Source organism: Pseudomonas sp. CROZ-RG-20F-R04-15 (assembly GCF_022662375.1).
Taxonomy (GTDB): domain Bacteria; phylum Pseudomonadota; class Gammaproteobacteria; order Pseudomonadales; family Pseudomonadaceae; genus Aquipseudomonas.
Map to the genome: position 1 here is coordinate 90,163 of NZ_JAKNQL010000015.1, position 25,890 is coordinate 116,052.

General features: G+C 62.5%; 3 protein-coding genes (1 of these 3 only partly in view). All 3 read right to left on the reverse strand.

The window, feature by feature from the left end; all coding sequences use genetic code 11:
• Tightly spaced (each overlapping or abutting the next), the 3 genes in view from L8H52_RS20830 to L8H52_RS20840 form a layout consistent with a single transcriptional unit that may run on beyond the window.
• Nucleotides 1-3,231 (reverse strand): amino acid adenylation domain-containing protein, encoded by a 3,231-nt coding sequence (locus L8H52_RS20830; RefSeq protein ID WP_242208533.1) that lies wholly within the window; start codon nt 3,229-3,231, stop codon nt 1-3.
• On the reverse strand, nt 3,228-16,739 hold the full coding sequence (locus tag L8H52_RS20835; RefSeq protein ID WP_242208534.1) for a non-ribosomal peptide synthase/polyketide synthase: 13,512 nt from the start codon (nt 16,737-16,739) through the stop codon (nt 3,228-3,230). Before L8H52_RS20835 ends, L8H52_RS20830 begins: the two co-directional genes overlap by 4 nt.
• A protein-coding gene (locus L8H52_RS20840) for a non-ribosomal peptide synthase/polyketide synthase (RefSeq protein ID WP_242208535.1) crosses the window boundary here: on the reverse strand, nt 16,739-25,890 show its 3' portion. It continues 3,169 nt past the right edge of the window; 9,152 of the gene's 12,321 nt are visible here — the last part of the coding sequence; its start codon lies beyond the right edge, outside the window; its stop codon occupies nt 16,739-16,741. Before L8H52_RS20840 ends, L8H52_RS20835 begins: the two co-directional genes overlap by 1 nt.

The window sequence follows — 25,890 nt, forward strand, 5'->3', positions numbered from 1 at the left end:
TCAGCTGGTTTGCGCAGCCTTGGCGGCCTGCAACTGTCGTGCCTGCTCGGCCAGACGGGCCTTTTCCTCAGGACTCATCGCCTCCATACGCAGGCGTACCTGAGCCATTTTCTCCAACTGCCCCGGGCTGCTTTCCACCGCTCGCAACGCCAGCGCCAACGACGCCACGGTCGGATGATCGAAGACCAGTCCCGGATGAATTTCGCATTGCAGCAACTTGCGAATACCGGCGACCAGTTTGATCACCAACAGCGAATGGCCTCCGGCCGCGAAAAAGTCGCGCTCGACGCTCAAGCGTTCAAGCCCCAGCAGTTGCGCCATGCGCACGGCGAGCAATTGCTCCAGTGCATCACGCGGCGCAACGCCTTCGTCATCCGCTGCCGTAGTTGCCAATTGTTGCAGCGCCTTGCGATCGATCTTGCCGTTGGCCAGCCGTGGCAAACGCTCGATCAGTTGCAGATGCTGCGGCACCATCACAGCAGGCAGGCGCGCACTCAGTTCGGCTCGCGCGGTGTCGAGCAGACTCGCTGTGGCGCCCTGCTGCGGCACGATAAACGCCAGCAGACCTTGCTCGGCCGACGCCGCAGGCACCACCAGCGCTTCGGCAACCGCCGGCAGGCGCAGCAACTCGGCTTCGATTTCCGCGAGTTCGATACGGAACCCGCGCACCTTGACCTGCTGATCACGTCGACCGTGCAACTGGATCGCTCCGTCGGTGCGGTAACGCGCCAGATCTCCGCTGCGATACAAACGCTGCGCCGCATCGAACGGACTCTGGATGAACGTCTGCGCATCGGCCTCGGCATTCAGATAACCACGGCACAATTGCGCACCGCCCAGGTACAACTCGCCCAGCACACCGACGGGCGCCAGACGCAAATCAGCGTCCAGCACATACACCTGATTGTTGCCCAGCACCTGGCTCAGCGCCGAGCAATCGCTGGCCGTGCCGTCCAGGGTCAGTGGATGGATCATCACGCCCACCGTGGTTTCGGTCGGGCCATAGTGGTTGAACACCCGACAATCACTGCGCAGCCGCGCAATGCGCTCGATCAGCGTCGGCGCAATCGGTTCGCCGCCCAGCACCAGCGTGTGCGGCAAGGTTGCCTGCTCATTGTCGAGCAGCGCCGCAAGGTGCGACGGGACGATTTTCAGGCAGTCGACCTGATGCTGCTGCAGGTAGTCGGCGAATAATGCGCCGTCCTGCATTTGCGCATCACTGGCGACGTGCAGGGTTGCCCCATTGAACAGCGCACCGAACAACGCCGTGTTGCCCAGATCTGCCGCGACCGTAGAACTGAAACCGATGTTTTTGCATCGCTCCAGACCCAGCGCCTGACTGGCCTGAGCGACGTAGTTGAGCAATTGCCGATGTTCGATCACCACACCTTTCGGCACACCGGTAGAACCGGAAGTGAACAACACATAAGCAATGTCGGTGCCTTGCGTCGCGAGCGCCGGCAACGACGCGCCCGGCGCGCCGAGTTCTGCCAGCGTCAGCGCTTGGTACGGCTGATCCTGCCAGGCCGTCAGGTGCGCCGCATCGGTCAACAACAGCGCGGCGCCGGCCTGTTCCAGCATCAACGCCTGACGCGCCTGTGGCCACTGCACATCCAGCGGCAGATACGCACAACCGAGGCGCCAGCTCGCCAACATCGCGATCACCAGATCCGCCGAGCGTGGCAACGCCAGCGCAATGATCGAGCCTGCGCTGACCCCTTGATGGTTCAAACCCTGAGCGGCGCTTTCGACGCGGGCCTGCAACTGACCGTAGCTCAATGACTGCTCAGCGTCGGTCAAGGCAATGGCGTGCGGCGTACGCAGCGCCAGATCTGCAATGCGCTGGGGCAGATAACGCTGATCAGCCAGCGCCTGTATCGCCGGATTGATTGCCAGCAAGCGCTGTTCGGCGGCGCGACTGAGCAGGTTGAGTTGCGCCAGTCTTGTGTGGGGTGCATCGACAATCGCGCTCAACAGCACGCCAAACTGTTCCAGTACCGCGTTGGCTGCCGCTGGCGAATAGCGCGAAGCGGCGTACTGCAGACCAGCGCCGGCAAGACACTGGTTTTCGTCCAGTTGCACCTGCAACAACAACTCGAAAGCATCCGGTTGCACCTGCACGGCGTCAGCCACGCTCCAGCGCAGACCGCCGCTGCTCGCGGCAACGCCGGTCTGGCCAAGGCTGAAACCGTAGGCCGGACGTGCTGCGTCGGGCGCCAGTTCCGGGGTCCAGTACTCCTGCCAGGTGCGATGTTCTTCAACAATCGCCGCCAATGGCCCCAGCCAGTCACTGAAGCGCGCGCTGCCAGGCAGTTCCAGCGAGAGCGGCAAGCTTTTCTCGAACACGCCAACGGCGTTGGCGAAATACTCATAGTCGGCACGGCTGTCATGCCGCAGACCGACCAGTACCTGATCGAGCCCGCTCAAACGCCCCAGCAACACCCACCACGCGCCTTGCAGCAGTGTGGCGACTGGCTGACCGAGCTGCTCGGCCAGCGCTTGCAGAGCAATACGCTGCGCCGACTGCAGATTCAGCGATACGCACGTATCGGCGGCACTCGCTTCGAGGCCGGCGCGGCGAGCGGCCAGCCATGGCGTGGCGATATCGGCCTGTACACCTTGCAGGTGCTGCTGCCAATAAGTACGCGCGGTGGCAGCGTCTTCGTCGAGCACCACTTCACTGCGCCATTCCAGATACTGGGCGAATTCCCCCGACTCTTCGTCTTCGCTTGGCTGAGCCCCGGCGTACGCTTGCTGCACTTGTTGCAGCACAAGGTTCAACGATGGCGCGTCGGCACTGTAGCGAGCAATGCCCAGCACCAGTTGCCATTGCTGTGACGCCAGTCGATAAAGCACAGCCTGGACACTGGCCGATTCGCCGACGACAAAGGCGCGTTCCAATGATTCGCTGATTTGCGCCTGAACGTCCCCGGCGCGTTGCTCGCCGGCATGGATCGTCAGCGGGAAGCGTCCGGCGTCGGCCGCAGCCTGACGCAAACCGTGGAAACCGCTGACCTTGTCCAGCCGCGCCAACAGCATCGGCTGTTGTGCGAGCACGGTATCGAACGCGGCCTGCAAACGTTGCGGATCAAGATCACCGTCAATGACAACGCTGAGCCAGCGCATGGCCTCGCTACAGGTGGCGGTGTTCGACAGGCGCTCATGCAGCGCCTGTTGCTCAGGCGTCAGGGCGAAACCCGGATCCTGCACGTCCTTCATGACTTCGCTCATGCTCCGCTTTCCTCGGTGTTCAATGCTGCTCGGGCGTTGGTGGCCGGGCGCTCCAGGCTGCTGTGGTCGTACATGTCACCCATCGCGACGACAATCTTGCGCGGGCCCTCGAACGGATCACGGGCATGCGCCACCAGCATGTTGTCGAGCAGGATCGCGTCGCCCTTCTGCCAGTCGAATCGCACGGCGCACTCTTCGTACAGTTCGCCAATGCGCTGCATCACGTCGTCTTCGATCGGTGTGCCGTCGCCGTAATACACATGACGCGGCATGCGCTCGGCGCCGAACATCGACAGCAGGTCTTCACGCACATCCGGCTCCAGCCAGTAGATGTGGTGCAACTGCACCTGGTTGAAGAACGACTTGGCCCCGGTGATCGGATGACGAATGATCGCCGGTCCCGGTGTGCGGGTTTGCAGTTCGTTGTTGTCGAGCCAGCGCCACTCGATACCGCCGGCGCGGCAGCGGGCTTCGACTTCGGCACGGTCTTCGGTCTTGAAGAAGTGCTGCCACGACACGTCGAGGTTGTCGGTGAAGGTGCGCACATACAGCAAGCCTTTGGACTCGAACTTGTCACGCAGGTCCGCCGGCAGTTTTTCGTACATCAAGCGGCAGTCGACTACCGGCGTTGCACCGCCGACCGGCGCCGCTTGCTCGCAATAGAACATCTGCTTGCGCGGCCAGCGATCCTGGTGCGAGCTCTCGTTGTGGAACAGGATCATCTTGCGTTCCGGGTACGGCGTGGAGCGGTAGGTGTTCTTGCCGCCCTCCTTCTTTGGCAGATCGCCGTATTGGCCGTACAGGCCCGGCTGAATCGCTTCGGCGAACGCTTCAAAACCCTGAATGCCGTCGAGCTCGAAACCACGGAAGAGAATGCCGGCGTGGGTCGCCAGTTTTTCTTCGATCAGCGGCCGGTTGTGCTTGATCCACTCGATCAAATCCAGCTGCGGCTCGTTCGGTTCCATCAACAGCGGGAACGGCTGCGGCGCAGCGATCAGCGATTCGCGGATCGGCGCCGGGCGAACCTTGGCCATCGGGGCGGCGCCACGTTTGAGGAACTTGCCCAGTTTGTCGGCCTTGGGCCCGGGGGCAGCGGGTTTGGCGGCCACTGCTAAATTGTCGACTGGCATGCTGATAGCTCCCAATTGAATGTCCTGATCAGCGACGATCTGTTCCAACAGGGCTATCCAGGCCTGCACCAGGTACTGAATGCGCTCGTGTCCGAACAAGGTTGTGGCGAATTGCCAATTACCCAGCAATTGCCCTTCTTCTTCGTCAACGAACAATGCCATGTCGAATTTAGAATGGCTCTGCAGCGCCGCCAGTGGCTCGACGCTCAAACCGCCCATGGATTGGGTGCGACCCGGCAGGTTGTTCATCACGAACAACACCTGCACCAACGGGTTCATGCCCTTGTGACGCGGCACGCCACAGGATTCGACGATCATGTCCAGCGGCAGGTCCTGATGCTCCAGCGCGCCGAGCAAGGTGTCCTGAGTGCCGGCGAGGAAAGTCGAGAACGCCGTGTCGGCCGAGAAGCGCGAACGCAACGGCAAGACGTTGACGAAGAAGCCGATCAGTTGCTCCAGCTGCGCCTGCTCGCGCCCGGCGACGTCGGCGCCGACCAACACGTCGTCGCCGCCGCTGAATTGATGCAACAGCACCTGGAACGACGCCAGCAGCGTGCTGTACAGCGTCACCCCGGCGTCATTGGCAACCTTGCGCAAGGCCTGACTCAAATCCTTCGGCAGATGGAACTGCACAGCATCACCGTCGTACGACGCCACCGGCCCGCGCGGGGTGTCCATCGGCAGGTTGAGCTGCCCGCTGTAGCCACTGAGCCTCTCTCTCCAGTAATCCGCCTGCTGGCCGAGAATCCCTTGGCGTTCCAGTTCCTGTTGCCACAGGGCAAAATCGGAATATTGCACCTCCAGCGCTGGCAACGACGCGGCAGCACCGGCCTTGCTCAGCTCATAGAGCTGCACCAGCTCGTTGATCAATACGCCCATCGACCAACCGTCAGAAATGATGTGATGCATGGCGAACAGCAGCACATGCTCGGTCGGTGACAGATGCAGGATGCGCCCGCGCCACAATGGCGCCTGCTCCAGATCGATCGGCGTTCGCGCGTTATCCAGCGCGGCCTGCGCGACCTGTTCTTCCTGGGCACTGCGCGACAGACCGGACAAATCGAGCAACGGGAAGTCGACGTCGACCTGCTCGGCAATCAGCGCAATCGGATCACCTTCGTCATCCTGCGAGTACGCGGTGCGCAACACTTCATGACGGCGCACCACTTCGGCAAAACTGCTCATGAAGCGCTCGACCGACAGCTCACCGCGCAAGCGCAAGGCCAGCGGCATGCCGTAGGCCGAGCTGCCGCCGGACAATTGTTCGGCGACCCACAAACGCCGTTGCACCAACGACAGCGGTGCCGTCGACTTGACGCCCCAGGCCTTCAGTGGAACGGCCTGACTGGCCGTCCCGCCGAGGGCCGGTGCCTGCTCCTCGGCCATCCAGGTGGCCAGATCCTTGAGGCGCGGATAGTTGAACAGGTCGCGCAGGCTCAACGTGCCGCCGGTCAAATGGCGCAAACGCGAGACGGCCTGAGTGGCCAGCAGCGAGTGCCCGCCCAGTTCGAAGAAATGATCCTCGCGGCTGACCTGATCGAGCTCCAGGACGTTCTGCCAGATGGCTGCGATCTGTTGCTCCAGTTCACCGACCGGGGCAACGAAGTCACCCGCCGCGACAAACGCGTCGACGCTCGGCAAGGCCTTGCGGTCGACCTTGCCGTTCGGCGTCAGCGGCAGGCTGGCGAGGAACAGCACGTGCGCCGGGATCATGTAGTCCGGCAGGTGCGTCTTGAGTCGCGTCTTCAGCGCTTGCGCGGCCGCATCGGCGCTGGCCACGGTCGCATCATCGACCACCACATACGCCACCAGTTGATGGCTGGAGGCGATCGGTTGCGCCACCACCAGTGCCTGGCTGACGTTGTCGATCTGCAACAGACGCGCTTCGATTTCGCCCAGCTCGATACGGAAACCGCGCACCTTCACCTGGTGATCGATACGCCCGACGTATTGCAACGTGCCGTCGCCCAGATAACGGGTCAGGTCGCCGGTGCGATACATACGCTCGCCATTGCCGGCGAACGGATTGGGCACGAATTTCTCTGCGGTCATCGCCGCCCGGCCCAGATAGCCACGGCTGAGACCGGCACCGGCCAGGTACAACTCCGCCGACACACCCTGCGGTGCCGGCTGCAGATCGCCGCCCAGCACATAACTGGCGGTGCGGATCATCGGTCGACCGATGTTCGCCGTGCCGCCAGCCTCTCGACGGGTCCAGGTGGAGTAAACGGTATCTTCCGACGGGCCGTACAAGTCGAAGATATCGGCGATGCTCGCCTGTTGATACAGGGTGTCCACCAGGTTCTGTTTCAGCGCTTCGCCGCATAGGTTGATGATGCGTACGCTGGCAGGAATATCGCCAGAGTCCTGCAAGGCATTGATTGCCGACGGCACGGTATTGATCAGGCGCACCTGATCGCGCGCCGGCAAGTGCGGCAACTCCAGCGCGTTGCGCGCAATGATCAACGAACCGCCATTGGCCAGGGTGACAAACAGCTCCCACACCGACAGGTCGAAACACACCGACGTCGAAGCGAGCACACCTTGAATGTCCTCGCGGCTGTAGAGGTGCTTCGACCAGTCGCTGAGCGCCATGATGTTGGCATGGCTGATCGATACGCCTTTGGGCTTGCCGGTGGAACCAGAGGTGTAAATCACGTAGGCAAGATTGTTCACGCTCACGTCGGTGACAGGCGCGACCGTGCTGTAGGCCGAGAGATCCAGTTGATCCAGCAGCAACACTTGCATGTCGCTGGCGAGCGACAGGGTCGCGGCTACATCGGTTTCGGTCAGCAGCACGCGGGCGCGGCTGTCTTCAAGCATGTAGGCGACCCGATCCGCCGGGTAATCCGGGTCCAGCGGCACGTAGGTGCCACCGGCCTTGAGGACCGCGAGCAATGCCACCAGCAGATTGTCGGAGCGCTGCATGGCCACACCGACGCGCACTTCGGCGGCGACGCCCGTGCTGATCAAACGGTGCGCCAGGCGATTGGCCCGGGCATCGATATCGCCATAACTGAAGGACTGCTGGCCGAACGTCACGGCGCGCGCGTCCGGCTGGGCAGCGACCTGACGCTCGATGGCCTGGTGGATGCAGATCGGCTCAAGGTCAGCTGTTGCCTGCGGATTCCAGTCACGCAGAATACGTTGCTCGTCGCCTTCCTCCAGCAAGTTCCACTCGCCCAGGCAGGCATTGGCGCTGGCGTGCATGCCGCGCAACAGTTGCTGCAACTGTGTCGCCAGTTTGATCACGGTGCTGGCGGCAAAGCTTGTGTGCTGATAGCTGAAGTGCACGGTCAGTTGCTGATCGAGGTTGACCATCAACGTCAGCGGATAGTTGGTCTGCTCATACCGGTCAACTTCGCCAAAGCGCAGGTCCGCCGATTCGGCTTGCTGCAAGGCTTCGGCAATCGGGTAGTTCTCGAACACCAGAATGTTGTCGAACAACGCCTCACCGCTCTGCCCCGCCCAACGCTGGATGTCGAACAGCGGTGTGTGCTCTTTCTCGCGCAGCAACAGGTTCTGTGCCTGCACCTGTTGCAGCCATTGCGGCAACGACTGTTCGGCACGTGGGCTGGCAATGATCGGCAAGGTGTTGATGAACAGACCGATCTGCCCTTCGACGCCATTCAACTGCGCCGGTCGCCCCGATACCGTGGCGCCGAACGTGACCGTGTCCTGCCCGGTGTAGCGCTGCAACAGCAACAGCCACGCGGCTTGCACCAGCGTGTTGACCGTGACCTTTTGCGCCCGGGCAAAACTGTTGAGTTCGGCAGTCGCGTGAGTATCGAGGGTCAGCAGGTATTCACCCTGACCGGTGACGGTTGCATCAACGAGGTGCGGCACGGCATCGGCCAGATACGTCGGTGTCTCGAAGTCGGCCAATTGGCCCTTCCAGAAGTTTTCCGTGACCTGCGCATCCTGCTGCGCCAACCACTCGATGTAATCGCGATAACGCCCCGCCCCCATCGCCGGCGCGTGGCCGTGATAGCGCTGCAATACATCGCCAAGCAACTGCGAGTTGCTCCAGCCGTCCATCAGAATGTGGTGCGAGGTGTAAATCAGATGGAAGCGCTCAGCCGCCACCTGCACCACGACCAGACGCAGCAACGGTGCCGCGTGCAAATCAAAACCTTGCAGGCGTTGCGCAAGCTCCAGGGCTTTCAGGGCTGGCGCCAGGTCGCCGCGATCACGCCAGTCGAGCACGCTGAACGGCACTTGCAAGCCTTTGTGCACCACTTGCAGGGCGTTGGGCAGATCGCCTTCCCAGACAAAACCGCTGCGCAGCACTTCGTGGCTGTCCATCGCCGCTTGCCAGGCATCGCGGAAACGCTCGACCTGCAAGCCATCGACGGCCACACACATCTGGTTGATGTAATCACCGGACTGTTGCGCGTAGAGGGTGTGGAACAACATGCCCTGCTGCATCGGCGACAACGGATAAATGTCTGCAATCTGCTGCGGGCGGATTGGCAAGCCGTCGAGCTGCGCCTGGGTCAGGCCGGCCAGCGGGAAGTCCGAAGGCGTCAGCCCAGCGACGTCCGGGGTCAGGCAATGGCCGATCAACGCGGCCAGCTCCTCGGCGTAATCCGCCGCTAGTGCTTCGATCACGGCACTGTCGAAACGCTCGCTGCTGAAGGTCCAGCCTACGCGCAGTTCGCCGCCGTATACCTGACCATTGAGAGTCAGCCAATTGCCCATGGGCGCGTCCGGGCTCTGGTCGAGACCGGCGTTGTCCGGCGCTGGGGCAAACAGCGCGCCGTCATCGCCCCCGAAACTGCCGTCGAACTGGCCGAGGTAGTTGAAGGTGATGCGCGGGGTCGGCAATTCACGCAGGCTCCGTTGTGCCTGAGCATCGCCAAGGTGACGCAGTGCGCCGAAACCGATGCCCTTATTGGGGATCGAGCGCAGTTGTTCCTTGATCTGTTTGATCGACTCGCCGGCCGTAGCTGCCGGGGTCAGGCGCACCGGGAACAGACTGGTGAACCAACCGACGGTGCGGGTCAGATCGACGCCGTCGAACAGCTCTTCACGACCATGACCTTCGAGCTGAATCAGCGTCGACACCTGCCCGCTCCAGCGGCCAATGACCCGCGCCAACGCCGTCAGCAGCAAGTCGTTGACCTGGGTTCGATAGGCCGCCGGGGCTTCTTGCAGCAACTGCCGGGTCAGCTCGCTGCCGAGACGGCTCTGCACAGTGTGCGCCAGCCGATTGTGCTGACCGGCGTCGACACGCTTGCACGGCAGATCCGTGCTGACATCGCTCAGGCTGGCTTGCCAGTAAGCCAGTTCCTGTTGCAACGCCGCGCTGTTGGCATAGCGCTGCAAGTGCTCGCTCCAGTCCTTGAAAGCACTGGTTTTCGCCGGCAGCTTCAGTGGCTGACCGTCGAGCAATTGCTGATAAGCGTTTTGCAGGTCTTCCAGCAGAATCCGCCACGACACACCGTCGACGACCAGGTGATGGATCACCAACTGCAAGCGCTGAGTACCGTCGGCCAGATTCGCCAACACGGCGCGCAACAACGGCCCGTTCTGCAGATCGAGGCTGCGCTGGGCACGGTTGCCCAAGGCCTCCAGCGCGGCGGCATCGGCAACGTCTTCTTGCCACAGCAGGTTTTGCGACGGCACTTCAATCGCACGGTGATCGGCCTGCCACACGCCGTTGTGCTGAGTGAAGCTCAGGCGCAAGGCATCGTGATGGGCGACCAGCGCACGCAACACTTGCTCGACTTTTTCCGCGTCCAGCGGCTCGCGCGGTTGGAGCAGCACCGACTGGTTCCAGTGATGCCGCTCAGGGATTTCATCTTCGAAGAACTGCTGCTGGATCGGCAGCAGCAACGCTGCGCCGGTCACCGCTTGTTGGTCGACGTTCGTTTCGTCATCGCCCAACTGCGCGACCAGAGCCAGACGTTGAATGGTCTGGTGCTGGAACAGGTCTTTCGGGTTCAAGCGAATGCCGGCCTGTCGCGCGCGGCTGACCACCTGAATCGAGATGATCGAGTCGCCGCCCAGTTCGAAGAAGTTATCGTTGAGGCCCACTTGCGGCAGCTTCAGTACGTCTTGCCAGATCGCCGCCAAGCGTTGTTCCAGCTCACTTTGCGGCGCCTGATAGGTCTGCTGCGCCTGACTGGCATCCGGCGACGGCAACGCGCTGCGGTTGAGCTTGCCGTTGGCGGTCAGCGGCAGTTGCGCGAGCAGCAACAGGTGCGCCGGGATCATGTGATCCGGCAGGTTTTCCTTGAGTTCGGCCCGTACGCTGTCGCGCCACTGCGCCTGTTCTGCAGGGCTTGCGTCGAGTAACGCAGCATCGCTCGGCACCAGATACGCGACCAGTTGTTGACCACTGAGGCCCGGCTGCGCCAGCACCACGGCCTGACGCACGGCGGCCTGTTCGAGCAGTTGCGCTTCGATCTCACCGAGTTCGATGCGGAAACCGCGAATCTTCACCTGATGGTCGATCCGCCCGATGTATTCGATCACGCCGTCAGCGCGATAACGCGCCAGGTCGCCGGTGCGATACAGACGACCACCGTCAGCGGCGAACGGATCGGGAATAAACCGCAACGACGTCAGATCGGCACGGTTCAGATAACCGCGCGCCAGACCGGCGCGACCGACGTACAGCTCACCGATGCAGCCTTTGGACACCGGGTTCAGGTCGCCGTCAAGCAAGTACCACGACAGGTCCGGAATCGGCTCGCCGATCGGGCTGCTGGCGTCACGCTGCAAATCGGCCATCGACAACGGCCGGTACGTCACGTGGACGGTGGTTTCGGTGATGCCGTACATGTTGATCAGTTGCGGCGTCTGATCGCCGAAACGCTCGAACCATGGACGCAGGCTCTTCACTTCCAGCGCTTCACCGCCAAACACCACGTAGCGCAGCGCCAGTTGTTGCGCGGCGTGTTCCGGGGCGCAGGCCACTTGCATCAATTGCTTGAACGCCGACGGCGTCTGGTTGAGCACGGTGATGCCTTCGCGGCGCAGCAATGCGAAGAAGTCTTCCGGTGAGCGGCTGACCTCGTAAGGCACGACCACCAGTTTGCCGCCGTACAGCAGCGCACCGAAAATCTCCCACACGGAGAAGTCGAACGCGTAGGAATGGAACAGGCTCCAGACATCCTGCGGGCCGAAATCGAACCACGCGGCGCTAGCCTCGAACAGGCGCAGCACATTGCGATGAGCGAGCAAGGTGCCCTTCGGCTGACCGGTCGAACCCGAGGTGTAAATCACGTACGCGAGGTTATCCGCGCTCATGCTCACGTGCGGATTGCTGTCGCTGTAGCCCTCAAGGTCTTCGCGATCCTGATCGAGCACCAGGCTGCGCACCGAGTCGGGCACCGGCAGACGTGCGAGCAAATGGCTCTGGGTCAACAGCAGGCCGATGCCGCTGTCGCCGATCATGTAGCTCAGGCGTTCTTCCGGGTAGCTGGGGTCGAGCGGCACGTACGCGCCGCCCGCCTTGAGAATCGCCAACAGACCGACCAGCATGTCGAGGCTGCGCTCGACCGCGAGGCCTACGCGCACGTCCGGGCCGACGCCGCTGGCAATCAGCTTGTGCGCCAACTGGTTGGCGCGGCTGTTGAGCTCAAAGTAGCTCAAGGACTGCTCGGCGTACGTCACGGCCACCGCTTGCGGTGCGCGGGCGGCCTGGGTTTCGATCAAGTGATGCAGGCACTGCTCGCTCGGGAAATCGGCCACGGCCGGGTTCCATTGCAGCAGGGTCGCCGCGTGTTCGGCGGCATCGTGCAGCGGCAGTTCAGCGATACGCTGGGCGCCGTCGGCGACGATGCCTTGCAGCAGATTCGTCCAGTGTTGCGACAGACGCTCGATGGTCTCGACGTCGAACAGGTCGGTGGCGTAAGTCAGCTCGGCCCAGACATTGTCGGTCGATTCAAAGGTGTTCAGGGTCAGATCGAACTGCGCGGTATTGGACGCCCAAGGCAAACCTTCGATCTGCAGTTGCGGCAAGCGTGTCGCGCCCTGCGCCTGACGCGCCTGGCTCTGGTGGTTGTGCATCACCTGGAACAGCGGGCTGTGGCTGAGGCTGCGCTCCGGTTGCAACGCGTCGACCAGTTGCTCGAACGGCAGATCCTGATGCGCCTGAGCGCCGAGCACGGTGTTCTTCACTTGTTGCAACAGGCTGCGGAAGGTCTGCTGACTGTCGAATTCAGCCTTGAGCACTTGGGTGTTGACGAAGAAGCCAATCAGCCCTTCCGTCTCGACCCGATTACGGTTGGCCACGGGCACGCCAACACGGATGTCGGCCTGACCGCTGTAACGGTGCAGCAAGGTCTGGAACGACGCCAGCAACAGCGCGAACAGGGTGACGTTTTCACGCTGCGCGACGTGCTTGAGGGCTGCGGTCAGTTCGAGGCTCAGCGGGATGTCGCGACGCGCGCCGCGATAGCTTTGCTCGGCCGGGCGCGGACGGTCGGTCGGCAGCTCCAGCAACGGTTGATCACCATCGCCGAGTTGCGCGGTCCAGTAATTCAGCTGACGCTCGCGCTCACCGGCGTCCATCCACTGTTTCTGCCACACGGCGTAGTCGGCGTATTGCACCGGCAGCGTTGGCAATGTCGCGGTCTGGCCCTCGCTGTAGGCGGCATAGAACGCCACCAGTTCATCGACCATGATGTTCATCGACCAACCGTCAGAGACGATGTGGTGCAAAGTAATCACCAGCGCATGGTCATCGGCGGCCAGGCGCAGCAATTTGACCCGCAACAACGGGCCTTGCTGCAGGTTGAACAGGTGCAGGGTTTCTGCGGCGACCAGCGCTTGCAGCGCTGCATCGTCCAGCCCGGCAACGTCCTGCACTTGCAGATCCAGCGTGCCCTGCGTCTGAATCACTTGCAGGGTTGTGCCCTGCTCTTCGACGAAGCAGGTACGCAGGGATTCGTGGCGCTCGATCAACGCATTGAAACTTTGCTGCAATGCCGGCAGATTCAGCTCACCGCGCAGACGCAGCGCAGCCGGGACGTGATAGGCCGTGCTGGTCGGTTCCAGCTGCCAGAGGAACCACTGGCGTTCCTGCGCATAGGAAAGTGCCATCGGTTGCAGGCGTGGCAACGCGACAATCGGCGGTTCCTGAGTGGCCTGATCGACACCCAGCGCGGCCACAAAATCTTCCAGCGTGCTGTGTTCGAACAGCGTGCGCAGCGGCACCTGAACGTTCAGCGTCTGACGCACACGGGAGACCACTTGCGTTACCAGCAAGGAATGGCCGCCGAGTTCAAAAAAGTTGTCACTGAGGCCGACTCGCTCAAGCTTGAGCACCGCTTGCCAGATCTCGGCGACGGCATGTTGAGTCGCGGTTTGCGGCGCGATGTAAGTTGATTGCAACTGGCTGGCGTCGGGGGCCGGCAAGGCTTTGCGGTCGACTTTGCCGTTGGGGGTCAGCGGCAACTGCGCAAGGAACAGCAGGTGCGCCGGCACCATGTATTCCGGCAGCTCAGCCTTGAGGCTGGCTTTCAGCGCGGCACGCAGTTCGACTTCATCAGTAACGCTGGCGGACGGCACCACATAGCCGACCAGTTGCGCACCGGTCGGGCCGTCCTGAGCGACGACGACGGTTTCACGCACGCTGTCCAGCGCGAGCAGACGCGCTTCGATCTCACCGAGTTCGATACGGAAACCACGGATTTTAACTTGATGGTCGATGCGCCCGATGTACTCGATCACGCCTTCAGCGCGATAACGGGTCAGGTCGCCGGTGCGGTATAGACGCGCACCGTTTGCCGAGAACGGGTCCGGCACAAAACGTTCAGCGGTCAGGCTCGGGCGCTGGAAGTAACCGCGCGCCAGACCATCACCACCGATCAGCAATTCACCGGGTGCGCCGAGCGGATTGAGTTCAAGGTCGCTGCCGAGGATGTACAGCGCGGTGTTGTCGATCGGCGTGCCGAGAAATGGACGGCTATGGTCCGCGCTCAGTGCGTGTTGCGCCGACCAGATCGTGGTTTCGGTCGGGCCATAGAGGTTCCACACGCTCGGCGTCAGCGCCAGCATGCGCTTGGCCAGTTCCTGCGGCAGCGCTTCACCGCCACAGAGGAATGTGCGGCCTTTAAGAGTCGTGGCGTTCTCGTTGTCGAGCAGCATGCGCCAGGTCGATGGCGTGGCTTGCAACACGCTGACGGCATGACGCTCGATCAGTTCGAGCACCGCTTGCGGATCCTGATGCACATCCTTGCCGGTCAGCACCACACAGGCGCCAGCCAGCAGCGGGCCGTAGATTTCCAGGCCAAAAATATCGAAGGAGAACGTTGTCAGCGACAGCATGCGATCCGCAGCGGCAATCCCCGGTTGTTTGATCATGCTCGCGACAAAGTTGCTTAGCGCCGCGTGGCGCACCATCACGCCTTTCGGTTTGCCGGTGGAGCCGGAGGTGTAGATCGTGTACGCCAAGTGCTCGCCATTGACGGCGACGCTCGGCGCGGTCTGTGGATAAGCCGCCAGCCAGTCACCGGGCTGATCGAGCAACAGGGTTTGCACACCCACCGGGATCGGCAACTGCGCTTGCAAATGCGTTTGGGTCAGCAGCAATTGCAGACCGCTGTCCTCGATCATGTAGGCCAGGCGATCTTCTGGATACGCTGGGTCCAGCGGCACATAAGCGCCGCCCGCCTTGAGGATCGCCAGCAGGCCGACGATCATTTCGACGCTGCGCTCGACCGCGATGCCGACCAGCTGATCCGGGCCGACGCCGGCCTCGATCAGATGATGCGCCAGTTGATTGGCCCGGGCATCCAGCTCGCCATACGTCAGTACGTCGTCGCCGATGATCAGCGCCGTGGCCTGCGGGTTTCGTTGCGCCTGCAAGGCAAAGTCCTGCTGCACGCACTCGGCCTGCGCGCTGTGATCCGCCACGCGCAACCAGTCCTGCAACAACACGCCGTGCTCGGCACTTTCCAGCAGCGGCAGTTCACCAACCCGTTGAGTCGGTGCGGCCACAATACCTTGCAACAGGTTTTGCCAATGACGCGCCAGACGCTCGACCGTTTCCGGTTTGAACAGATCGGTGGCGTAGGTCAACTCGGCGGCGAAACCGTCATTCGATTCGTAAGTATTGAGGGTCAGATCGAACTGCGCGGTGCGCCCTTCCCACTGCACATCCTCGACGCTCAGCTGCGGCAGTTGCACCGCGCCACGGCCCTGATCACGGCTGGTCTGGTGGTTGAACATCACCTGGAACAGCGGGCTGTGGCTCAGGCTGCGTTCCGGTTGCAGCGCTTCGATCAACTGCTCGAACGGCAGATCCTGATGCGCCTGGGCGGCCATCGCCGCTTGCTTGACCTGGGCCAGCAATTGGTTGAACGGCAACTGCCCATTCATTTCGGCATTCAAGACCTGCGTGTTGACGAAGAAGCCGATCAGGCCTTCGGTCTCGACCCGGTTACGGTTGGCCGTGGGCACGCCGACGCGAATCTGCGCCTGGCCGCTGTAGCGATGCAGCAACGCCTGGAACGACGCCAGCAAGACCATGAACAGGCTCGCGCCTTCGCGCTGGGCCAGTTGCTTGAGCGCGTCGCCAAGGGCGGCTGGCAGGTCCAGTTGCAAGCGCGCACCGCGCAAACTTTGCACTGCCGGACGCGGGAAATCGATCGGCAGTTCCAGCACCGGCTGCTCGCCGTCCAGTGTCTTGATCCAGTAAGCCAGTTGTCGCTCACGCTCGCCCGCTTCCAGCCAATGGCGCTGCCAGATCGCGTAGTCGGCGTATTGCACCTCCAGTTCCGGCAGGCTCAACGGCTGCCCGGCGCTGTTGGCGGCGTAATGCTGGATCAGCTCGTTGACCAGTACTTTGATCGACCAGCCATCGGCGATGATGTGGTGCTGGATCAACACCAGCACATGATCGTCATCCGCCACTTTGAGCAATGCCACGCGCAACAACGGGCCCTGTTGCAGATTGAACGGGCGCGCGGTTTCGCTTTCGACGAACGCCTTGATCGCCGCCTCTTCACCAGCGGCGTCGAGGCCGGCCGGCAACGGTGCCAAGGAGATGCTCAGCGGCAACTGAGGGTGAATCACCTGGCAGAAGGTTTCGCCGTGCTCGGCAAACGTGGTGCGCAAACTTTCGTGGCGCGCGGCCACGGCATTGAAGCTGCGCTCCAGTGCCGCCACATCCAACTGCCCCTTGAGGCGCAAGGCGCTGGGGATGTGATACGCGGTGCTGTGCGGGTCCATTTGCCAGAGGAACAGTTGGCGTTCCTGAGCGTACGACAGAGGAATCGCTGCAAACCCGGAACGTGTTTCCGGGATCGGCAGGTTAGCCGGAGAGACGCCCTCTTCGAGCATCTTTTCCAGGTACAGCTTACGTTTGTCCAGCGGCAGAGTGATAAAGCGCTTGGCTACCCTCAAAGCAACACTCTTGTCCATCAGACTTCCTCCATATCGTCAAGCAGGGCTTCCAGCTTGCTCAGTTTCTGTTCGTTGATTGCCCCGCCTCCTGTATCGAGTCGAGCGACAAAGTCGCTCAGGACGGGGTGCTGGAATAACAGTTGCGGGGTCAGCGTCAGGCCCAGTTCGAGGGCGATGCGCGACACCACGTTGACCGCCAGCAGCGAGTGCCCGCCCAATTCGAAGAAGTGATCGTTCAGACCAATGCGTTGAACCTCGAGCACTTGCTGCCAGATCGCCGCGACCTGCTGCTCAAGCTCACTCTGCGGCGCGACATACGCGGCCTGCATCTGGCTGGCATCCACCGCCGGCAAGGCCTTGCGGTCGAGTTTGCCGTTGGGGGTCAGTGGCAACTGCTCAAGGAACAGCAAGTGCGCGGGAATCATGTAGTCAGGTAACGAAGACTTGAGGCCAGTCTTTAGTCCGTCGCGCAGTTGCCGCTGCGCTTCGCCGTCATGCATGTCCAGTTGTGGGGCGACCACATAGGCCACCAGTTGCGCGCCCGTTTCGCTTTCAACGGCAAGAACCGCCGCTTCGGTGACCGCCGGTTGAGCGAGCAATCGCGCCTCGATCTCCCCCAGTTCGATGCGGAATCCACGAATTTTCACCTGATGGTCGATCCGGCCCATGTACTCCAGCTCGCCCTCTTCGCGTTCACGGATCAGGTCGCCGGTGCGGTACATGCGCTCGCCATTGCCGACGAACGGGTTCGGCACAAAGCGCTCGGCGGTCATCGCCGCACGCCCCAGATAACCGCGCGTGATGCCCGCGCCGGACAGGTACAGCTCTGCCGACACGCCATGCGGCACCGCTTGCAGATCGGCGTCGAGCAAATGGCTGGCGCTGTGCTCGAGCGCACGACCGATGCGCGGCTGACCACCGGCGATGCGACGGGTCCAGGTCGAATAGGTGGTGTCTTCCGACGGACCGTACAGGTCATAGACGTGCTCGACCGTCGACTGCTGATACAACGCGTCGACCAGCCCTTGTTTGAGCGGCTCCCCTGCGAGATTGATGATGCGCACGCTCGGCGGAATCTGCCCGGCGCGTTGCAGGGCAGCGATGGCCGATGGCACGGTGTTGATCAGGCGAACCTGATCGCGAGCTGGCAGGGTCGACAGTTCCAGTGCATTGCGCGCGATGATCAGCGAACCGCCATTGGCCAGCGTGACAAACAGCTCCCACACCGACAGGTCGAAGCACACCGAAGTAGACGCCAGCACACCTTGAATATCGTCGCGGCTGTAAACCTTGGCCGACCAGTCGATCAGCGCCATGACATTGCGGTGAGCAATCGCCACGCCTTTCGGCTTGCCGGTGGAACCGGAGGTGTAGATCACGTAGGCGAGGTTGTCCGGCTGCACCTTCGTTTCAGGTGCGACGGCGGAATAGCCGCTCAACGAAACCTGATCCATCAGCAGCACTTGCGTGTCAGCCGGAACGCTCAGCGTCGCAGCGACCGCTTGTTCGGTGAGCAACACCCGCGCTCGGCTGTCTTCGAGCATGTAAGCAACGCGATCCGCCGGATAATCCGGGTCCAGCGGCACATACGCGCCGCCGGATTTTAGCACCGCCAGCAAGGCAATCAGCAGCTGTTCGGAACGCGGCATCGCCACACCCACGCGCACTTCCGGGCCGACACCCAGCTCGATCAATTTGTGCGCTAGGCGATTGGCCTGCGCATCCAGCTCGGCGTAGGTCAGTTGCGTATTGGCGAAGGTCACCGCCAGCGCATCCGGGGTCGCCGCCACTTGACGGGCAATACCCTGATGAATGCACAGCTCGGTGACGAAGTCGGCCTCGACGTTCGTGACGTTGTCGATCAGGTTCAAGTCGCTCAACGAGCCTTCACCCGCTTCGACCATCTGCCCGAGCAGACGCTGCAGGCTTTCACCCAACTGCGCCACGCTCGCCGCCGCAAAACTGTCGCGCTGATAGCTGAAATGCACCGACAGTTGCGCGCCCATGCTCACCAGCAGCGTCAGCGGATAGTGGGTCTGTTCCTGATTGACCACCGCGCCGAAACGCAACCCCTGCGGCGCGCCCCGTTCAAGCGCTTCGCCAATCGGATAGTTCTCGAACACCATCAGGCTGTCGAACAACGCGTCACCGCCCTGCCCGGCCCAGCGCTGAATGTCCGCCAGCGGCGTGTGTTCGAACTCGCGTGAAGCGAGGTTCTGCGCCTGCACGGCTTGCAGCCAACTGGCCAGACGCTGCTGCGCTTGCGGCGCGGCCACCACTGGCAAGGTGTTGATGAACAGCCCGATCTGCTCTTCGGCCCCCGGCAGATCCGCCGGACGCCCGGCCACGGTCGCGCCGAATGCCACGCAGTCCTTACCGGTGTAACGCTGCAACAGCAACAGCCACGCAGCCTGCACCAGGGTGTTGACGGTGACTTTCGAGGCCCGGGCGAATTCACCCAGACGCACGCTCAGGTCGGCGTCCAGCACTTGGTAATGGTCGCCATAACCGACACTTGGCCAACCGTCGACTGGCCGTGCGATGGCGTTGGCCAGACGCGTCGGCTCGTGCAGGTGTTCCAGCGTTGCCAGCCAGTAATTCTCGGCAGCCGCCGCATCCTGACGTTGCAGCCAGCCAATGTAATCGCGATAGCGACCCGCCGGACGCGGCACCGCTTCGCCGCGATAATGCTGCAGCACTTCGCCGAGCAACTGCGCGCTGCTCCAGCCGTCCATCAAAATGTGATGGTTGGTGTAAATCAGGTGATGACGATCAGTCGCCGTGCGCACCAGCACCAGACGCAGCAGCGGCGCACAGGTCAGGTCCAGGCCCAGTGCGCGCTCCTGGTCAGCGAGGGTTTGCAGCGCCGTGTCCAGATCAGCTTTGCCGTGCCAGTCGAGCACACTGAACGGCACCTCGACCTGGCGTTGCACCACTTGCACCGGTTGCGGCAGGTCACCCTGCCAGAAGAACCCGGTACGCAGAATGTCGTGGGCATCCACCACCGCTTGCCACGCGGCGTGGAAGCGCTGCGGCTCGACGCCCTCGACGTCCAGACGCATCTGGTTGATGTAGTCGCCATTGCCATGTTCGAGCAGGGTGTGGAACAACATGCCCTGCTGCATCGGCGACAGCGGGTAGATGTCATCGATGCCTTGCGGCTCCAGCACCAGCGCATCCAGTTGCGGCTGCGACAGTTGCGCCAGCGGGAAGTCCGATGGTGTCACGCCACGGTTGCCGCTGTCGCAACAGTGGCCGATCAGTGCTGTCAGCTCCTGCACATAGTCGTCAGCCAGACGCTGGATGGTCGCCGCGTCGAACATCGCACCGCTGTAGGTCCAGCTCAAATCCAGCTCACCGCCGAAGACTTTGCCGTTCAGCGCCAACGGGTTGCCCAGCGGGCCTTGCATATTGACTTCTGCGCCGCCGGATTCGCTGGTCGGCGCGAACAACGCCTCATCCGCCTCGGCAAAACTGCCGTCGAACTGGCCTAGATAGTTAAAGGTCAGGCGCGGCGCCGGCAAGCCTTGCAGTGCCTCGCGAGACTGCGCATCGCCCAGATGTGCCAGCGTACCGAATCCGATCCCTTTGTGCGGAATCGCCCGCAGTTGTTCCTTGACCTGTTTCAGCGCAGCGCCCAGCTCAGCCACCGGCGACAGTCGCGCCGGGAACACACTGGTAAACCAGCCCACGGTACGGGTCAGGTCGATGTTGTCGAAGAGGTCTTCGCGACCGTGGCCCTCCAGCAGAACCAGCGCATGGTCGTCACCGGTCCAGCGCACCATCACTCGCGCCAGTGCCGTCAGCAGCAGATCGTTGACCTGCGTGCGATAGGCGGCCGGCGCATCCTGCAGCAACTGGCGGGTGAGGTTTTTGTCGAGGTTGCGGCGGATCGTCAGCGCCTGATCGTGTTGCTGCCCACCGTGCGGACGGTCGTAAGGCAAGGCAGCCGAAGCGCCCCGCAACTGGTGCTGCCAGAAGCTCAACTCAGTCTGCAACGCAGGGCTTGCCGCGTAGTCCTGCAAGGCTGCCGCCCAGGCTTTGACTGCACTGGTTTTCGCCGGCAATTGCACGGACGCGCCAGCGCTGAGCTGGCGATAAGCGTTCTGCAGGTCTTCGAACAGAATCCGCCACGACACGCCATCAACCACCAGGTGATGGACGATCAGCAACAGACGTTGCGTGCCGTCAGCCAGGTTCGCCAGCACCGCGCGAATCAGCGAACCACCACTCAATTGCAAGCTGCGTTGAGCCTTGTCACCGAGGACTTGCAAAGCGTCGAGATCAGCCACATCGACTTGCCAGAGAATGGTCTCGCCGGCTTGCGTTGCAACGTCGCGGTACTGTGCGACCCAGCCCTCAGCCTGCTCGACAAACTCCAGACGCAAGCTGTCGTGGTGCAGTACCAAAGCATCCAGCGCCTGTTCCAGCAACTCCGCGTCCAGCGCCTGCATCGGCTTGAGCATCACCGACTGGTTCCAGTGATGACGATCGGGAATCGCCTGCGCGAAGAATTCCTGATGAATCGGCAACAGTGCGGTCGTGCCGGTCACCGGTTGCTGATCGATCAATTGCAGCGCTTCGCCGGTCTGCGCGACCAACGCCAACGCGGCAACGGTCTGGTGCTGGAACAGATCTTTAGGTGTGAAGCGAATCCCGGCCTGCCGCGCACGGCTGACCACTTGAATCGAAATGATCGAATCGCCGCCCAGCTCGAAGAAGTTGTCGCTGATGCCCACTTGCTCAAGCTTGAGCAAGTCTTGCCAGATCGCCGCCAGTTGCTGTTCCAGCGGCGTTTGCGGTGCAAGGTAAGCCTGTTGCAGTTGGCTGACGTCCGGCTTCGGCAGGTTCTTGCGATCGAGTTTGCCGTTCGGCGTCAGCGGCATGCGCTCCAGACGCAAGACATACGCCGGCACCATGTGCCCCGGCAACGTCGCCTTGAGTTGCGCACGCAGCTCGTCGGTGAAGTCGGCACGGTTGGAATCGCCGACCACATACGCCACCAGACGCTTGCCACTGCCGGCGCTGCCTTCCTGCGCGACGACCACCGCTTCACGCACGCCGTCGAGGGCTTGCAGGGCCGCTTCGACTTCGCCCAACTCGATACGGAAACCGCGAATTTTCACCTGATTGTCGATTCGGTCCAGATAGTCGAACGTGCCATCGACACGCTGACGCACCAGGTCGCCCGTGCGATAAAGCAAGCCGCCGTTGGTGCTGAACGGATCAGCCACAAAGCGCTCGGCAGTCAGCCCCGGACGGTTCAGATAACCCCGCGCCAGCCCTGTACCACCCAAGTACAACTCGCCGGCCATGCCTTGCGGCAGCAGGTTCAGATCGGCGTCGAGCACGTAGGCGCTGCGGTCACCGATGCGGCTGCCGATTGGCGCGTACGCGGCGCCACACGGCACTTCGCGACCGGCCTTCCAGATCAGCGGGGTGACTACAGTTTCGGTCGGGCCGTAACCGTTGATGATGTAGTCCGGATCGAGCGCGCGTTTGACCCGCTCGAAACTGGCGTTCGGCACCGCATCACCGCCGAAGCAATAGATACGTACTTTCGGCGGATTGCCAACGCGTTCGGCGTGTTCGGCCAGTTGTTGCAGGTAAACCGGCGGAAATGCGACCACGGTCACGCCGTGTTCGATCATCGCGTTGTAGGTCTGCTCGGGCGTCCACAGCGTGTCGTCGCGAATCAGCAGCGACGCACCGTGGGTCAGGCTGGTCAGCCAGCGTTCGTGGGCACCGTCGAAGGCGAACGACATGAAGTGGAATTCACAGTCGCTGTCACGCATTTCATAGCGCTGACCAATGGCCTGGCAATGCATGGCCAGCGGGCCGTGGGCGACGCTGACGCCTTTCGGATTGCCGGTGGAACCAGAGGTATAAATCACGTAGGCGAGGTTGTGCGGATCGAGTTGCACCTGCGGCGCCTTGATCGGCAACTCGCGCAAATCGAGACGATCCAGTTCCAGCAGCGGCACCGATTCATCGACCGGCAATTGCGCCGACACCGACGAGTCGCTGATCAGCAGCGCCAGCCCGGAATCTTCGATCAGATAGGCCAGGCGTTCGCGCGGATAACTGGTGTCCAGCGGCACATAAGCGCCGCCCGCCTTGAGCACCGCCAGCAGCGCGACGATCACCGACTCACTGCGCGGCAGGGCTACACCGACGCGGGTTTCCGCGCCGACGCCACGGGCGATCAGGGCATGCGCCAGTTGATTGGCACGCTGGTCGATCTCGCCGTAGCTGAAATGCTCACCGTTGAAGATCACCGCCGTGCGCTGCGGATTTTGCGCAGCCAACGCGGCAATGCGCTGATGTACGCCGATGTCCACCGGGTACGGCTGCGGGTGGTTTTCAGCTTGCTGGCGCGCCTGCTCTTGAGCATCTGCCAAGGCGATTTCACCGAGGTTGCGCTCCGCCGACAGGGCGAACTGCTCAAGCAGTTGCAACAGGTGCGCACTGATACCGGCGATGACATCGCTGGCGAATTGGCCGCGATCAAAGCTGTAGTGCAACGCCAACTGCTGACCGAGGGTGACCGCCACGCTCAGCGCGTAATGGGTTTGTTCGAGATTGCCGACATCGCCGAATGTCAGCCCTTGCCCGGCCTGACTCAGCGCCTGGGCAATCGGGTAGTTTTCGAACACCAGAATGTTGTCGAACAGCGCCTCACCGCCCTGCCCGGCCCAACGCTGGATGTCCGCCAGTGGCGTGTGCTCGAAGTCGCGCAGGCTGAGGTTTTGCGCCTGTACCGCTTGCAGCCAGCTGCCAACGGTTTGATCCGGACGTGGCGCGCCGATGACCGGCAAGGTGTTGATGAACAGACCGACCTGCTGCTCGATGCCCTGCAGATCCGCCGGACGCCCGGCCACGGTCGCACCGAACGCCACGGCTTCGTGACCGGTATAGCGTTGCAGCAACAGCAGCCACGCCGCTTGCACCAAAGTGTTGACGGTGACTTTTTGCTGGCGGGCAAAGGTTTCCAGTGCCTGGGTGCGTTGCACGTCCAGGGTCAGGTAGTGATCGCCATGGCCGCTCTGCTTTTCGCCAGCGGTGGCCGCGCGCGCCAGCCGGGTCGGCTCTTGCAGGGCAGCCAATTGGCCGTTCCAGAAATCTTCACTCAGTTGGCCGTCCTGACGTTGCAGCCAGGCGATGTAATCGCGATAACGTCCGCCGCCAGTTACCGGCGTGCGACCGCTGTAGCGCTGCAAGACTTCACCGAGCAACTGCGAGTTGCTCCAACCGTCCATGAGGATGTGGTGATGGGTGTAAATCAGGTGCCATTGCTCGGCGCCGGTCTGCACCAGCAGCAGTCGCAGCAGTGGTGCACTGCTCAGATCGAAACCTTGCTGACGCTCGGCATCGGCCAGCGCAGCGAGCGCTGCCGGCTGATCCTCGCGGTCGCGCCAGTCCAGCGTGCTGAACGGCAGTTGCACGTGCCTGTGGACGATCTGCACCGGCTGCGCCAGCTCACCCTGCCAGACGAAACCGCTGCGCAGAATGTCCTGCGCATCAACGGTGGCCTGCCACGCAGCGCGGAAACGCTCGGGGTCGAGACCTTGTACGTCGACGCGCAACTGGTTGATGTACTCACCCGCTGCTTGTTCGTAGAGGGTGTGGAACAGCAGGCCCTGTTGCATCGGCGACAGCGGATACACATCATCGAGTTGACCTGCCGGCACCGGCAACCCATCCAGTTGTGCCTGGGTCACGCGGGCCAGCGGGAAGTCCGATGGCGTTGCTTGCGCGGCTTGCAGCGTGCAGCAATGTTCAATCAGCGCATGCAGTTCCAGCGCGTATTGATCGACCAGATACTGCACGGTCGCCCTGTCGAACATCTCGCGGCTGAAGCCCCAGCTCATCGACAGTTCACCGCCATAGACCTGGCCTTCCAGCGTCAGCCAGTTGGCCAACGGCGCTGCCGGATCCTGCGCAACGCCGCTGGTTTCAGCGGACGGCACGAACAGCGCCGCGTCGTCGAACTGCCGGTCGAACTGGCCGAGGTAGTTGAAGGTAATGCGTGGCGGCGCCAACGCTGCCAGTTCGGCGCGCACCGATGGCGCGCCGAGATAGCGCAGCACGCCGTAGCCCAGACCTTTGTCCGGCACGCCGCGCAGTTGCTCCTTGATCGACTTGATCGAGCCGTCGAGATCGTCGGCGGCGGTCAGATTGACCGCGAACAAACTGGTGAACCAGCCCACGGTGCGGGTCAGGTCGATGTCATCGAAGAGGTCTTCGCGACCATGCCCTTCTAGCTCGATCAAGGTGCCGGGCTGGCGGGTCCAGCGACTGATGGTGCGCGCCAATGCGGTCAACAACAGATCATTGACTTGCGTGCGATACGCCGCCGGCGCCTGTTGCAGCAACTGACGGGTCCGCTCGGCGTCGAGGCGCCATTCGATTTTCTCGCCATGCAGGTTTTGCAGGCTGCCCTCTGGACGTTCGCACGGCAGATCCTGCGCACCTTGATGCTGGGTTTTCCAGTAATCCAGTTGTTCATCGAAGCGTGCAACGGCGCTTTGCAGGCGCGCGGTCCAGCTCTGGAAGGCATTGGTTTTGGCCGGCAACTGAATGCCTCCGCCCGCCGAGCGCTGCTCGTAAGCCTGTTGCAAATCTTCCAGCAGCACACGCCAGGAAACCCCGTCCACCGCCAAGTGGTGAATGATCAGGTTCAGGCGCTGAGTGCCATCGGCCAGCGTCACCAGCAATGCACGCAACAGCGGACCGTTCTGCAAGTCGAGGCTGCGCTGGGCTTCGTTGCACAGCGCCTGCAGCTGTTCTGCGGACTCGGCATCGCGTTGCCACACGTCAGCGCTGCCAACCAACGGGCCATGGCTCTGCTGCCAGCCGTCGGCGCCTTCGACAAAGCGCAGGCGCAAGGCGTCGTGATGATTGATCACCTGGGTGAGTGCGGAATCCAGCCACTGCGCGTTCAAGGTGTCGCGTGGGGTCAGCAGCAGCGACTGGTTCCAGTGCTCACGCAGCGGCATCGCGCGGCTGAAGAAATGCTGTTGAATTGGCCCGAGCACGGCGTCGCCGGTTACCGGCCCTTGATCCACCGAGGTCTGATTATCCAGCGTGGCGACCAGCGCAAGGCTGCGCACGGTCTGGTACTGGAACAGATCACGCGGGCTGACGCGAATTCCGGCCTGTCGCGCAC